Consider the following 13,618-nt stretch of genomic DNA (forward strand, 5'->3'; position numbering starts at 1 on the left):
CCGTGTCCTGTTGTGGCTTGCTGGTTGTGGGGCTCGGCGGCCGAGGCGCGCGCGGGCATCGCTCGCGTCCCGCCGGGACCTGAGCCGAAAGGCCCACGATACCTGTTCCGGGCCATTTCCCCCGTTCCGGATAAGGTCGCCCGGTGCCTCCTCCCTCCGCCCGACGTGACGTGCTCCACGACGAGCCCCACGACGCGCTCCACGCGGGGGCCCGCGGCACGAATCCCCCGACCCTGGGACGTCGCCGGCTCCTGGGCTCCGGCCTGGCCGGGCTGGGCGCCCTCCTGTTCGCAGCGACGGGCTGCGACGCCGCCGAGACCCCGTTGCCGAACGGAGCCACCACGCCGACCGCTCCGGCCGTCGACGCCGACAGCGAGCTGGTGGCGACGATCGGCCAGGCGATCGCGGACGCCGGCGCGGTCGCCGGAGCCGTGGCGCGTTCCGCGCCGGCCGTACGTCGCGACGCCCGCGCCCTCGCGGCGCTGCACGCCGCGCACCTCGACGAGCTCGGCTGGTCGGGCGACGCCGCCCCCGTCGACCCAACTGCCCGCCCCCGTCCGGAGCGCGTCGCGCTGGTCGAGACCGAGACCGCGCTCCAGGACGACCTGGTGGCGGCCTCCATGGCCGCGAGCAGCGGCGCCCTCGCCCAGGCCCTCGCCTCGATGGCGACCGCGGTCGCCCAGCGGTTGGCGGTGCTGTGAACCGCCCCACCCACCTGCTCGCCTCCCTCCACCCCGAACGGGGATCCCGGTGATGACCGGCCAGGCGGCACTGGACGCACTGCAGCGCACGCTGGCCGCGGAGCACGCCGCCGTCTTCGTGTACGGCGCCCTGGGCGCGCGCACCTCGGAGTCGCGCTCGCCGGTCGCCTACGCCCGGCTCACCGACGCCTACCTGGTGCACCAGCAGCGGCGCGACGACGTGCTCGAGCTGGTCCGGGACGCCGGGGCCGCCCCGGTCGCGGCCGAGCCCGGCTATCGGCTGGGAGAGCTCGCCGATGCCACGGAGCTCGATGCCCGGGCGCTCGACCTGGAGCGCTCCTGCGCGGCGACCTATGCCTACCTGGTGGCGAACAGCACCGGATCGGTGCGGCGGTTCGCGATCGAGGCCCTGCTGGATGCGGGCGTCCGCGGGCTCGCGTTCGGCGGGCGCCCCGAGACGCTGCCCGGTCTCTGACCCGCGTCAGGCACCGGTAGACCCAGATGGCCCGCGACTGCGGGGCGTCGAGGAACTCCCGAGATGTTCCCCGAGGCTCGAGTCACGGGCCATCAGTGGACCGGGGACAGCGGTCTCTTGCCCGAACAACGAGGTGGGGCCCAGCGTCCGGACAGGCACGATCTTGCAGCACCGGCCGGCGCCCGTCCCCTGCCCGAGATCCTCATAAAAGTGCACTGCAAGAACCTGCAATCGGGCGCGGAGGGCAGAGCCGCCCGGCGTCACGGAAATGTGACCTCGATCACTGCCAACGTTGGACAATACCCGGTATCTCGTCCAAATGGTGCGCAACGGCGTCCGGAGCGCCCTCCGTGTGCCCGCGCTGGTCCTCGGGGATCGTGCTGTGCGGCACGTGGATCGCCCTCATCCCCACCTGCTGCGCTCCCCAGACGTCGTCGTAGAGCCGGTCGCCGACGTACACGCAGCGGGTCGGGTCGACCCCTCCGACGGCCGCGCAGGCTGCCTCGAACGCTCGCGGCGACGGCTTCGTCCACGCGATCTCGCTGGTGTAGACGTCTCCGTCCAGCAGGTGCGCCACGCCGTCGCGCTCGAAGAAGCCGACGTGCCACTCCCGCGGCCAGATCGTGTTGGAGAGCACGCCGACCTTCAGCCCCTCCGCGCGCAGCCACTCGAAGAGCGGGCGCACCGCCGGGTCGGTCTCGGTGTGCGGCTCCCAGAACTCGTAGTACGCCGCCAGCAGGTCCCGGTCGTGCTCCAGGCCGGCCTCGTCGAAGAGGTCCCCGATCGTCGCGCTGCGCTGGTGATCCCGACTGCGCGCCCAGATCGCGGCGCCCGCCCGGTGCAGCCGGGCGGCGTTGGCGTGGTGGTCGTCCTCGGCGCCCGGCGAGCGCACGACGGCCTGGGCGAGCGCCAGCGACTCCGCGTGGAAGTCCACGTCGTGCCACCGGGTCAGGGTGCCACCCCAGTCGAAGATGACGGCGTCCAGCCTCCCGGTCACATGTGCCCTTCTCGCAGGTACCGCGCGTGCCAACCGAGCGCCTCGTCCAGCAGGTGCGGCGTGTGCCGGGCGTGCGGACGGGCCGCCCGCGCCCGGGCCACGTAGTCGCGCAGCGCCTCCTTGTAGTCGGGGTGCGCGCAGCGGTCGATGATCCGCTCGGCCCGCGCGCTCGGCGAGAGGCCGCGGAGGTCCGCGATGCCCTGCTCGGTGACCAGCACGTGCACGTCGTGCTCGGTGTGGTCGACGTGGCTGACCATCGGGACGATCGAGGAGATCGCTCCCCCCTTGGCACACGAGGGCGACACGAAGAAGTTCAGGTAGGCGTTGCGGGCGAAGTCTCCGCTGCCGCCGATCCCGTTCATGATCGAGGAGCCCATCACGTGGGTGGAGTTCACGTTGCCGTAGATGTCGGCCTCGATCATCCCGTTGATCGCGATCACGCCGAGGCGCCGGATCAGCTCCGGGTGGTTGGAGATCTCCTCGCTGCGCAGCAGGATCTTGCCCTTGTAGGAGCCGAGGTTCTCCAGGAACCGCTGCTGGCCGTCCGGGGAGAGCCCGAACGAGGTGGCCGACACCGAGCGCAGGCGGCCGGCGTCGAGCAGGTCGAGCAGGCCGTCCTGGATGACCTCGGTGTAGGAGGTCAGGTGCTCGAACTCGGCGTGCAGCAGGCCCTCCATCACGGCGTTGGCGACGTTGCCCACGCCGGACTGCAGCGGCAGCAGACGGGCCGGCATCCGACCTGCGCTCACCTCGTTGCGCAGGAAGTCGACCAGCTCGGCCGCCATCGACCGGGACAGGTCGTCCGGCGGCGAGAGCGGGGTGTTGCGGTCGGGCGCGTCGGTCTCCACCACCGCGATCACCTTGGCCGGGTCCACGCGCAGGTAGGGATCGCCGATCCGCTGCAGCGGGTGCGTCAGCTGGATCGGGCTCCGGTGCGGCGGCAGCGCCGTGCCGTAGTACACGTCGTGGAAGCCCTCGAGGTCGCGCGGCAACCACCGGTTGACCTCGAGGATCACCCGGTCGGCGACCTCCAGCCAGGTCTTGTTGTTGCCGACCGACGTGCCGGGCACCAGGAGCCCGTTGGGCAGGATCGCCGCGACCTCGACGATCGCCACGTCCAGCTTGCCGTAGAAGCCGAACCACGCCTGCTGGGCGGTGTGGGAGAGGTGGGCGTCGAGGTAGTCGACCGTGCCGTCGTTGATCAGCCGGCGCAGGTCGGGGTCGGAGTTGTAGGGCAGCCGCCGGTCCACGCCGTCGACGCGGGCCAGCTGACCGTCCACCTCCGGCCCGGTCGAGGCGCCCGACCAGAGCCCCACCCGGAACGGCTCGCCGCGCTCGTGGGCCGCGCTGATCCGATCCGCGAGCGCGACCGGCACCGCCTTCGGGAAGCCGGCGCCGGTGAACCCGCTGATCCCCAGCGCGTCCCCGGGACGGATCAGCGAGGCGGCCTCCTCCGCGGACATGACCTGCTCACGGAGTATCGGACAGTCGATGCGCGCCATAGCTGCTCCCTCTCTCCCCGCGGCCATCGCCGCGCCGTGCCGCCTCCGGGCTCAGCCCCGGACCAGGTCCTGGAGGTGCTGAGCCGCCTCGTCGAGCGCGACCTCGGTGCGGTCGCCCGTAGCCCGATCCTTCACCTCGATGACGCCGTCGGCTACCCCGCGTCCGAAGGTGACGATGGTCGGCACACCGATCAGCTCGGCGTCCTTGAACTTCACGCCGGGGCTCACCTTCGGCCGGTCGTCGAAGAGCACCTCGATGCCGGCGGCCGACATCTGCGCGACGAAGGCCTCGGCGGCCTCGAAGACCGCCGGGTCCTTGCCGGTCGCCACGACGTGCAGGTCGTACGGCGCCACGTGCCGCGGCCAGCACAGGCCGATCTCGTCCAGGGTGTCCTCCGCGATCGCGGCGACCGCGCGGGTCACGCCGATCCCGTAGGAGCCCATCGTGACCGTGACCAGCTTGCCGTTCTCGTCGAGCACCTTGAGGTCCAGCGCCTCGGCGTACTTGCGTCCGAGCTGGAAGACGTGGCCCATCTCGATGCCGCGGGCCGACTCCAGGGTGCCGTCGTCGCCGCGCTCGGCGCAGCGGGGGCAGGCGTCGCCGTCGCGCACCTGGGCGGCCTCGATGGTGCCGTCGGGGGTGAAGTCGCGGCCGGCGACCAGGTCGAGCACGTGGCTGCCGGGGGCGTTCGCGCCGGTCACCCAGGCGGTGCCGGTGACCACGCGGGGGTCGACCAGGAAGCGGATCCCGGTCTTGCCCTCCTCGCCGAGGACCTCCGGGCCGATGTAGCCCTTGACCAGCGCGGGGTGCTTCGCGAGGTCGTCGTCGTCCATGGGCTCCACGGCGATCGGCTCGAGCTGGCCCTCCAGGCGCTTCACGTCGACCTCGCGGTCGCCGGGCAGGCCGATCGCCAGCGGCTCACGGGTGCCGTCGGGGTGCACCAGCACCACCATCACGGTCTTGAGCGTGTCGCCGGCGACCCAGGGGCGGTCCTCGCGCGGGTACGCCGCGTTGAGGTGGTCCACCAGCGAGGCGATCGTCGGGGTGTCCGGGGTCGCCTCGGCGTGCGCGGCGGGCACGGCGTCGTAGGCGAGGGCGGGCGGCGGGGTGACCTCGACCGCCTCCACGTTGGCCGCGTAGTCGCAGTGCGTGCAGCGCACGTAGGTGTCCTCACCCACGTCGGCCTTGGCCAGGAACTCCTCCGACGCCGAGCCGCCCATCGCGCCCGAGGTCGCCTTCACCACCACGTAGTCGAAGCCGAGCCGGTCGAAGATCTTGACGTACGCCGCGCGGTGCGCCTGGTAGCTCGCCTCCAGCCCGGCGTCGTCGACGTCGAAGGAGTAGGAGTCCTTCATCACGAACTCGCGCCCGCGCAGCAGGCCGGCCCGCGGCCGCGCCTCGTCGCGGTACTTGTTCTGGATCTGGTAGATCGACAGCGGCAGGTCCTTGTAGGAGCCGTAGAGGTCCTTGACCAGGAGCGTGAACATCTCCTCGTGCGTCGGACCGAGCAGGTAGTCGGCGTCCTTGCGGTCCTTGAGCCGGAAGATGCCGTCGCCGTACTCCGTCCAGCGGCCCGTGGCCTCGTAGGGCTCGCGCGGCAGCAGCGCCGGGAACGTGACCTCCTGGGCGCCGATCCCGTCCATCTCCTCGCGGATGATGCCCTCGATCTTGCGCAGCACCTTCAACCCCAGCGGCAGCCAGGTGTAGATGCCCGGCGCCGCGCGGCGGATGTAGCCGGCACGGACGAGCAGCTTGTGGCTGGGCACCTCCGCGTCCGCCGGGTCCTCCCTCAGGGTGCGGACGAACAAGGTCGACATCCGGGCCACGCGTGCGCTCATGACGGCAAGGTTAGGGCGTCGCGGTCGCCGCCTGAATTCACGGTCAGAACATCACGGTGGCGAACTGGTCGGTCTCCACGAAGCCGACGCGCTCGTAGGCCGCCCGGGCGCTCACGTTCCAGTCGTTGACGTAGAGCGAGACCACCGGCGCGATCCGGGCCCGCACGTAGCGCACGACCGCGGCCATCCCGGCGCTGGCCAGGCCCTCGCCACGGCGGTGAGGCGGCACCCAGACGCCCTGGATCTGCGCGGCCGAGGTGGTCGAGCAGGCCACCTCCGCCTTGAACACCAGCTCCCCGTCGTCGTACCGCGCGAAGGACATCCCCCGCGAGACCAGCTGCGCCACCCGCGCCCGGTAGAGGTCCGCGGCGCCGCCCGCCTCCGGCGAGACGCCCACCTCCTCGGTGTACATCGCCACGCAGGCGGGGTAGAGCTGGTCCAGGTCGGTGCGGACCGAGAGGCGCACCGCCGGGTCGGGCTCCACCTCGGGGTCGCGCGCGATCTCCATGTGGCGCTGGTCCCAGCGGATCTCCCGCGGATGCTCCCAGTGCGGAGCCAGCCGCTCCCACAGCGGCCGGACGGCCTCCTGCGGCCCCACGATCGTGGAGACGGTACGTCGGCGGGTCAGCGCGCGGTCGGCGAACGCCACCGCGGCCTCGGGATCGGCGCCGACCGGCACCAGGTTCGCCGCCACATGGCAGGCGGCGACCAGCTCACCGCCGTCGAAGCGACCCCAGACCTCACCGCCCAGCCAGCGCGGCTCGAGGTTGGTCGTCCGCGCCCGGTGCAGGGCGAAGACGTTGACCACCGGGTCTCGCTCGGCGAGCTCGACGAAGGCACCCAGGTCCGCGCTGGTCAGCGTGCGGACGCCGTGTCGGGTGATGAGCACAAGGCGAGCCTACGGTCTCCGGGCCCGATCGCGCCGCAACGCCGTCCGATGGACTCCTCCCGGGGCCTCGGCGACCCCGGATCCAGGGTCAGGAGACGGTGACCTCGGCGCCCGCGCCCTCGACCGGCTCCATCGACTCGGCGATCTTCATCGCCTCCTCGATCAGCGTCTCCACGATCGCCGACTCCGGCACGGTCTTGATCACCTCGCCCTTGACGAAGATCTGGCCCTTGCCGTTGCCCGAGGCGACGCCGAGGTCGGCCTCACGCGCCTCGCCGGGGCCGTTGACGACGCAGCCCATGACGGCCACCCGCAGCGGCACCTCCAGGCCGTCCAGGCCCGCGGTGACCTTCTCCGCCAGGCTGTAGACGTCGACCTGGGCGCGGCCGCAGCTCGGGCAGGAGACGATCTCGAGACGGCGGGGACGCAGGTTGAGCGACTCCAGGATCTGCAGGCCGACCTTGACCTCCTCCACCGGAGGGGCGGAGAGCGAGACCCGGATGGTGTCGCCGATGCCCTTGCTGAGCAGGGCGCCGAACGCCACCGAGGACTTGATGGTGCCCTGGAAGGCGGGGCCGGCCTCGGTCACGCCGAGGTGCAGCGGCCAGTCGCCGGCCTCGGCGAGCAGCTCGTAGGCGCGCACCATGACCACCGGGTCGTTGTGCTTCACCGAGATCTTGAAGTCGTGGAAGCCGTGTTCCTCGAAGAGGCTGGCCTCCCAGACCGCGGACTCGACCAGCGCCTCCGGCGTGGCCTTGCCGTACTTCTCCATCAGCCGCTTGTCGAGCGACCCGGCGTTGACGCCGATCCGGATGGAGGTGCCGTGGTCCTTGGCGGCCTGGGCGATCTCCTTGACCTGGTCGTCGAACTTCTTGATGTTGCCGGGGTTCACCCGGACCGCGGCGCAACCGGCCTCGATCGCGGCGAAGACGTACTTCGGCTGGAAGTGGATGTCGGCGATCACCGGGATCTGGCTGTGCTGCGCGATCTCCGAGAGGGCCGCGGCGTCGTCGGCGCTCGGGCACGCGACCCGGACGATGTCGCAGCCGGCCGCGGTCAGCTCGGCGATCTGCTGCAGCGTGGCGTTGACGTCGGAGGTGAGCGTCGTGGTCATCGACTGCACCGAGATCGGGTGGTCGCTGCCGACCCCCACCTTGCCGACCTGGATCTGCCGCGTCTTCCGACGCGGTGCCAGCACCGGTGCAGGCGCGGCGGGCATCCCGAGGCTGATGGGGGTGGAGGTCATGAGCCCCAGGGTAGTCGGGCCCGGTCGGCCATCACGACTTCAGGGTCACGACTCCAGGTGCACCGGGACGACCAGGTCGCCGACGATCAGCACCAGGCCGAGCACCAGGATCATCGAGGCCACGACGTACGCGACCGGCAGCAGCTTCGCGGCGTCGACGTAGCCCGGGTCGGGGCGGCGGCGCAGCCGGGCGAACCCGCGTCGGGTGCCCTCCCAGGCGGCGCTGGCGATGTGGCCGCCGTCCAGCGGCAGCAGCGGCACGAAGTTGAACATGCCGATGAAGAAGTTGAAGCCGCCGATCAGCAGCAGCAGCGACACGATCTTCGACTCCAGGTCGATCTGGGTGTGCGCCGCGGTCTCGCCGGCCAGGCGGCCGCCGCCGACGATGCTCACCGGGCCGGTCGGGTCGCGCTCCTCGAGTCCGACGATGGCCTGCGCGACGTCCCACACCTTGGCCGGCAGGGTGGCCAGCGACTTCACGACCTCGACGGTCATGGTGCCCATCTGGTCGATGGTGTAGATCGGGCCGCCGGTGGTCGGGCTGGCCACCGGACGCACGCCGAGGAACCCGACGGGCTCCGGCTCGGTGTCGCCGACCTCCAGGAAGCGCGGGGTGACCGTGGTCGCGGTCTGCAGGGTGACCTGCTCGCCGTCGCGATCGACCACCACGGTGGCCTGCTTGTCGCCGTTCGCCCGGATCAGGGTCTGGAGCTGCTTCCAGTCGGTGACCGCGACGCCGTTGAAGGAGACGAACTCGTCACCCACCTCGATCCCGGCCTCGCGGGCCGGCGTCGGGGAGTCGCGCAGCTCCGCGGCGGTGCAGGGGCGACCGTCCTCGTCCGGAGGCACGAGGCAGGCCTGGACCTCGGCCACCGTGGTCTCCACCGTCGGGTCGCTGGGGTTGCCGAAGGTGGCGAAGACACCGGCGAAGATCAGGAACGCGATGGCGATGTTGACCGACGGCCCGCCGGCCATCACCACGATCTTCTTCCACGCCGGCATCTTGTAGAAGAGCCGGTCGGCGTCCTCGGGCTGGATCAGCTCCCACTCCGCCGCTCGGGCGTCGGAGATGAGCTGGGTGAACATCCCGGTGTTGGACTTGCGGACCTTCACCTGCGTGGACACGTTGCCCGCTGCGTCGCGGACCTCCTCGACCTCGTCGGCCAGCTCCTCGGCGCCGGGCGGCAGCATCCCGATGATCTTCACGTAGCCGCCGAGCGGGATCGCCTTGACGCCGTACTCGGTCTCACCGACCTGCTTGGACCACACCGTCGGGCCGAATCCGATGAAGTACTGGGTGACCTTGCCGCCGAACCTCTTGGCCGGGATCAGGTGCCCGAGCTCGTGCAGCCCGATCGACGCCAGAATGGCGAACACGAAGATCAGGACGCCGAGGAGGTAGAGCAGGGCGGTCATCTGTTCCTTCAGGTCGTGCGAGCGGTCGGCTCGATGTGGCGTGCGGCCTCCTCGCGCGCCCACGCGTCGGCCGCGAGGACGTCGTCGATGGTGAGGCCGTCCTCCGAGGGTACGTCGTGCGCGGCGACGACGCTCGCCACCACGTCGACGATGCCGGTGAACGGCAGGGCGCCGCGCCGGAACGCGTCCACGGCGACCTCGTTCGCGGCGTTGTAGACCGCCGGCGCCGTGGCGCCGCGCGCGCCCGCCTCGCGGGCCAGGGCGACCGCCGGGAACGCCTCGTCGTCGAGGGGGAAGAACTCCCAGGTCTCGGCACGGGTCCAGTCCACGGCTGGCGCCGCGTCGGGCACCCGGTCCGGCCAGGCCAGGCCGAGCGCGATCGGGATGAGCATGGTCGGCGGGCTGGCCTGGACCAGCGTGGAGCCGTCGACGAACTCCACCATCGAGTGCACCACGCTGGTCGGGTGCACGACGACCTCGATCCGGTCGTACGGGATGCCGAAGAGCAGGTGCGCCTCGATCACCTCCAGGCCCTTGTTGACCAGGGTCGCGGAGTTGATGGTGATCACCGGTCCCATGTCCCAGGTCGGGTGCGCCATCGCCTGCTCGGGCGTGACCGCCTCGAGGTCGGCGCGGGTGCGACCGCGGAACGGGCCGCCGCTCGCGGTCAGCACCAGGCGGCGTACCTCCTCAGGGGCGCCGCCGCGCAGGCACTGCGCCAGCGCGGAGTGCTCGGAGTCGACCGGCACGATCTGGCCCGGCTTCGCGCGCTCCAGCACGAGCGGACCGCCCATCACCAGCGACTCCTTGTTCGCCAGCGCGAGCGTCCGGCCGGCGTCGAGCGCGGCCAGCGTGGGGCGCAGTCCGACCGCGCCGGTGATGCCGTTGAGGACCACGTCGCAGGGGCGGGCCGCGGCCTCGACGCTGGCCTCCTCCCCCAGACCGTGGAAGGCGGGCCGGAACTCGGCCACCTGCTGCTCGAAGAGCCCGGGGTTGCTGCCGCCGGCGGTCAGACCGACCACGCGGAACCGGTCTGGGTTGGCACGCACCAGGTCCAGCGCCTGGGTGCCGATCGAGCCGGTGGAGCCCAGGATGACGACGTCTCTCACGGCGCCATCCTCTCAGCCGCCCGCGGGCCGACCGCCACCGGCGATGAAGTCGGCGGCGAGCCGCTTCGGGGCCCGGTCCAGCCACGCCTCCACGATCATCTCCTCGAGCTCGTCCAGCTCGATCGCGGCCAACCGCACCAGCACCGCCGGGTAGCCGTCCAGGTGCGGGATCGTGAAGTAGACGTCGGGCCGCCCCTCGACCAGCGCCTGCTTCTCGCCGACGTCCGGCACCCGGATCCCGGCGATCTCCCCCTCGGGGACCTCCCGGCCGAGGGCGTCCAGGTCGGCGCGGTCCTTCGTGCCCAGCGGGCGCTCCCAGACGAAGCCCTTCTCCCTGACCCGGAACATCTGGTTGCCCCACGAGGTCTTCTCGTCGGTCTCCGGCAGGGCCAGCGCCAGCCGCCGTACGTCCTCGAGGGTCGCCATGCGAGCGAGCCTACGGCGGGCCGGCGCGGGTCGGGCGGGTCGGCGCGGGTCGTGTGCCTGAGACAGCGCGATACCGCTGCGTGGGGCACACGACTCGAACCAGAGCCGGCTCGGCGTGGGTCGTGTGCCTGAGACCCCCGTATTCCGACGCCTCAGGCACACGAGGCATTCCGGGCTCTCAGGCACACGACCCGCGCCGCCGACACAGGGAACGTCCGCGGCGGCCTCAGAGCAGGGTGTCGGCCGCGCCGTACGGGTCCAGACGCCCCGCGGCCACGTCGGCGGCCAGCGCATCGAGGCGATGGCCCTCACCGAGGTCGCCCCAACGCGCACGCATCGCGGTCAGCGCGATCGCCTCGACCTCGTCGCGCGCCCGGCGGGTACGACGCCGCGCGAGCGTGCCGTCCTCGGCAGACCGAGCGTGGTGCTCGTCGAGCGCGTCGACCACCGCGGCCACGCCGTCGCCCTGGGTGGCCACCAGGCTCAGCACCGGCGGGCGCCAGGCACCGGGCAGCCGCTCGGCGTGGGAGAGCATCGAGCGCAGGTCGCGCCGTACCTTGTCGGCGCCGTCGCGGTCGGCCTTGTTGACCACGTAGACGTCGCCGATCTCCAGCAGGCCGGCCTTCGCGGCCTGGATGCCGTCGCCCATGCCGGGGGCCAGCAGCACTGCGGTGGAGTCGGCCAGGCGGGCGATCTCCACCTCGCTCTGGCCGACGCCCACGGTCTCGACCAGGATCACGTCGAACCCGGCGGCATCGAGCACCCGCAGTGCCTGCGGGGTGGCGACGGTGAGTCCGCCGAGGTGGCCTCGCGCGGCCGTCGACCGGATGAACACGCCCGGGTCGGTGGCGTGCTCGGACATCCGGATCCGGTCCCCCAGCAGCGCCCCGCCGGAGAACGGAGAGGACGGGTCGACGGCGAGCACGCCGACACGGCGGCCGCGCCGACGGTACTCGCCGATCAGCGCGCTGGTCGTGGTCGACTTGCCCACGCCCGGCGCGCCGGTCAGGCCGACCACCTGGGCGCCGCCGACATGCGGCGCCAGCGCGGCCATCGCCTCCCGCAGCAGCGGGGAGGCGTCCTCGACCAGCGAGATGAGACGACCGATCGCCCGAGCCTGCCCCTGGCAGGCCCGGGCGACCAGGTCGTCTATCGCGTCAGTTCGACGGGACACGCACGATCAGGGCGTCGCCCTGGCCACCGCCGCCGCAGAGCGCGGCAGCACCGGTGCCGCCACCGCGGCGCTTGAGCTCGAGCGCGAGGTGCAGCACGACCCGGGCGCCGGACATGCCGACCGGGTGGCCGAGCGCGATCGCGCCGCCGTTGACGTTGATCTTCTCCTCGGGGATGCCCAGCGCGCGGGCGGACTCGATGCCGACCGCGGCGAACGCCTCGTTGAACTCGACCAGGTCGAGGTCGGCGGGCGTGATGCCCTCCTTGGCGCAGGCCTTCGCGGTGGCGTTGGCCGGCTGCAGCTGAAGGCTGCTGTCCGGGCCGGCGACCATGCCGTGGGCGCCGATCTCGGCCAGCCACTCCAGCCCCAGCTCCTCGGCCTTCGCCTTGCTCATCACGACCACGGCGCAGGCGCCGTCGGAGATCTGGGAGGCCGAGCCGGCGGTGATGGTGCCGGACTTGGAGAACGCCGGGGGGAGCTTGCCCAGCGACTCGGCGGTGGTGTCGCCGCGCACGCCCTCGTCGATGGAGACCACGATCGGCTCGCCCCGGCGCTGCGGGATGGTGACCGGCACGACCTCCTCGTCGAAGATGCCGTTCTTCCAGGCCGCGGCCGCCTTCTGGTGCGAGGCGGCGGCGAACTCGTCCTGCTCCTCGCGGCTGAGCTGGGTGCCCTCGGCGTTGATCTGCTCGGTCAGGCCGCCCATCGCCTGCTGGGTCGCCTGGTCGTAGAGCGCGTCGTAGGCCATCGAGTCGACGAGCTTCACGTCGCCGAACTTGAAGCCCTCGCGGGACTTCGGCAGGAGGTGCGGGGCGTTGGTCATCGACTCCATACCGCCGGCGACGATGATCTCGGCCTCGCCGGCGCGGATCATCTGGTCGGCGGTGGCGATCGAGTTGAGACCCGAGAGGCACACCTTGTTGATGGTGATCGAGGGCAGGCTCAGCGGCAGGCCCGCGGCGATGCCAGCGGTCCGGGCCGGGTTCTGGCCGGCGCCGGCGAGGATGACCTGGCCCATGATCAGGTAGTCGACCTGGTCGCCGCTGACCCCAGCCTTCTCCAGCGCACCCTTGATCGCTACGCCGCCGAGCTCCGCGGCCGACAGGGACTTCAGACCGCCGAGCAGGCGGCCGATCGGGGTACGCGCGCCGGCGACGATGACGCTCGGGTTGGACTGGGACATGGTGCCTCCGTGAGTTCGTGGACATCTGCGGGGCCGCGTGGGTGGCCCACGCGGGCGGCCCGTCCTCCTCGGCAGACTACTCGCGGGTAGCCAGACCGGTGGAGGGCGTCCACGCCCTAACCGCGTGAGGCGCTCATCACACTCCCCTACCTGCAGAATAGTGCGCATGAGTCTGACCCAGGATCTGCCCGAGCAGCTGTTCACCGCCATCGACCACGTCGGCATCGCCGTGCCCGACCTGGACGCGGCGATCGCGTTCTACCGCGACACCTTCGGCATGGTCGCCGTGCACGAGGAGACCAACGAGGAGCAGGGTGTCCGCGAGGCGATGGTCGCCGTCGGCGACTCCGGCTCGTGCATCCAGCTGCTGGCGCCGCTGAACGAGTCCTCCACGATCGCGAAGTTCCTCGACAAGTCCGGCCCCGGCGTGCAGCAGATGGCCTACCGGGTCACCGACCTCGACCACGTCTCCTCGGTCCTGCGCGAGCGCGGCGTGCGACTGCTCTACCCCGAGCCCAAGCGGGGCACCGCCAACAGCCGGATCAACTTCGTGCACCCCAAGGACGCCGGTGGCGTGCTGGTGGAGCTCGTCGAGCCCTCGGCCGACCCGCACTGACCCGACCGCCGAACAGGTAGAAAGCCCCGGCGCTGACGACCCACT

The 13,618-nt window shown here is 71.8% G+C and carries 13 protein-coding genes; 3 read left to right on the top strand and 10 right to left on the bottom strand.

Features of this window, described 5'->3' with window-relative positions:
* The first annotated feature begins 143 nt into the window (after nt 1-143).
* Entirely contained in the window at nt 144-701 is a 558-nt protein-coding gene (locus E8D34_RS03450) for a hypothetical protein (RefSeq protein ID WP_136593184.1), read from the top strand.
* Between the two features lie 52 nt (nt 702-753).
* On the top strand, nt 754-1,176 hold the full coding sequence (locus E8D34_RS03455; protein ID WP_136593185.1) for a ferritin-like domain-containing protein: 423 nt from the start codon (nt 754-756) through the stop codon (nt 1,174-1,176).
* A gap of 280 nt (nt 1,177-1,456) precedes the next feature.
* Here E8D34_RS03455 and E8D34_RS03460 read toward each other — a convergent pair whose 3' ends face one another.
* From E8D34_RS03460 to E8D34_RS03505, 10 genes are all read right to left on the bottom strand, one after another.
* A complete protein-coding gene (locus E8D34_RS03460) occupies nt 1,457-2,173 on the bottom strand; it encodes an HAD family hydrolase (protein ID WP_136593186.1) in 717 nt (238 codons plus the stop codon).
* Nucleotides 2,170-3,675: an acetyl-CoA hydrolase/transferase family protein gene (locus E8D34_RS03465; RefSeq protein ID WP_136593187.1), complete on the bottom strand. Its 1,506-nt coding sequence runs from the start codon at nt 3,673-3,675 to the stop codon at nt 2,170-2,172. The genes E8D34_RS03460 and E8D34_RS03465 overlap by 4 nt, the downstream gene beginning before the upstream one ends.
* A 51-nt stretch (nt 3,676-3,726) precedes the next feature.
* Nucleotides 3,727-5,514 carry a proline--tRNA ligase gene (locus tag E8D34_RS03470; RefSeq protein ID WP_240771069.1) on the bottom strand — a complete coding sequence of 596 codons (1,788 nt, stop codon included), beginning with the start codon at nt 5,512-5,514 and terminating at the stop codon, nt 3,727-3,729.
* A 43-nt stretch (nt 5,515-5,557) separates the two neighbouring features.
* Nucleotides 5,558-6,403: a GNAT family N-acetyltransferase gene (locus tag E8D34_RS03475; protein ID WP_136593188.1), complete on the bottom strand. Its 846-nt coding sequence runs from the start codon at nt 6,401-6,403 to the stop codon at nt 5,558-5,560.
* A gap of 88 nt (nt 6,404-6,491) precedes the next feature.
* The gene (ispG, locus tag E8D34_RS03480; RefSeq protein ID WP_136593189.1) at nt 6,492-7,649 is read right to left on the bottom strand and encodes a flavodoxin-dependent (E)-4-hydroxy-3-methylbut-2-enyl-diphosphate synthase; all 1,158 of its coding nucleotides are present in this window, start codon (nt 7,647-7,649) and stop codon (nt 6,492-6,494) included.
* Between the two features lie 45 nt (nt 7,650-7,694).
* A complete protein-coding gene (locus tag E8D34_RS03485; RefSeq protein ID WP_136593190.1) occupies nt 7,695-9,065 on the bottom strand; it encodes a site-2 protease family protein in 1,371 nt (456 codons plus the stop codon).
* 8 nt (nt 9,066-9,073) lie between these two features.
* Nucleotides 9,074-10,174 carry a 1-deoxy-D-xylulose-5-phosphate reductoisomerase gene (gene dxr, locus E8D34_RS03490; protein ID WP_136593191.1) on the bottom strand — a complete coding sequence of 367 codons (1,101 nt, stop codon included), beginning with the start codon at nt 10,172-10,174 and terminating at the stop codon, nt 9,074-9,076.
* A 12-nt stretch (nt 10,175-10,186) separates the two neighbouring features.
* Nucleotides 10,187-10,600: an MmcQ/YjbR family DNA-binding protein gene (locus tag E8D34_RS03495; RefSeq protein WP_136593192.1), complete on the bottom strand. Its 414-nt coding sequence runs from the start codon at nt 10,598-10,600 to the stop codon at nt 10,187-10,189.
* Between the two features lie 226 nt (nt 10,601-10,826).
* The gene (gene meaB, locus E8D34_RS03500) at nt 10,827-11,774 is read right to left on the bottom strand and encodes a methylmalonyl Co-A mutase-associated GTPase MeaB (protein ID WP_136593193.1); all 948 of its coding nucleotides are present in this window, start codon (nt 11,772-11,774) and stop codon (nt 10,827-10,829) included.
* Nucleotides 11,758-12,957 carry an acetyl-CoA C-acetyltransferase gene (locus E8D34_RS03505; RefSeq protein WP_136593194.1) on the bottom strand — a complete coding sequence of 400 codons (1,200 nt, stop codon included), beginning with the start codon at nt 12,955-12,957 and terminating at the stop codon, nt 11,758-11,760. Before E8D34_RS03505 ends, meaB begins: the two co-directional genes overlap by 17 nt.
* 166 nt (nt 12,958-13,123) lie before the next feature.
* Here E8D34_RS03505 and mce point away from each other — a divergent pair, with 166 nt between their 5' ends.
* Nucleotides 13,124-13,573, top strand: a complete 450-nt coding sequence (mce, locus tag E8D34_RS03510; RefSeq protein WP_136593195.1) for a methylmalonyl-CoA epimerase — start codon at nt 13,124-13,126, stop codon at nt 13,571-13,573.
* The last annotated feature ends 45 nt before the right edge of the window (nt 13,574-13,618 follow it).

Origin of the sequence: Nocardioides sp. GY 10113 (assembly GCF_004919105.1) — a bacterium.
In the GTDB taxonomy this organism is placed as follows: domain Bacteria; phylum Actinomycetota; class Actinomycetes; order Propionibacteriales; family Nocardioidaceae; genus Nocardioides.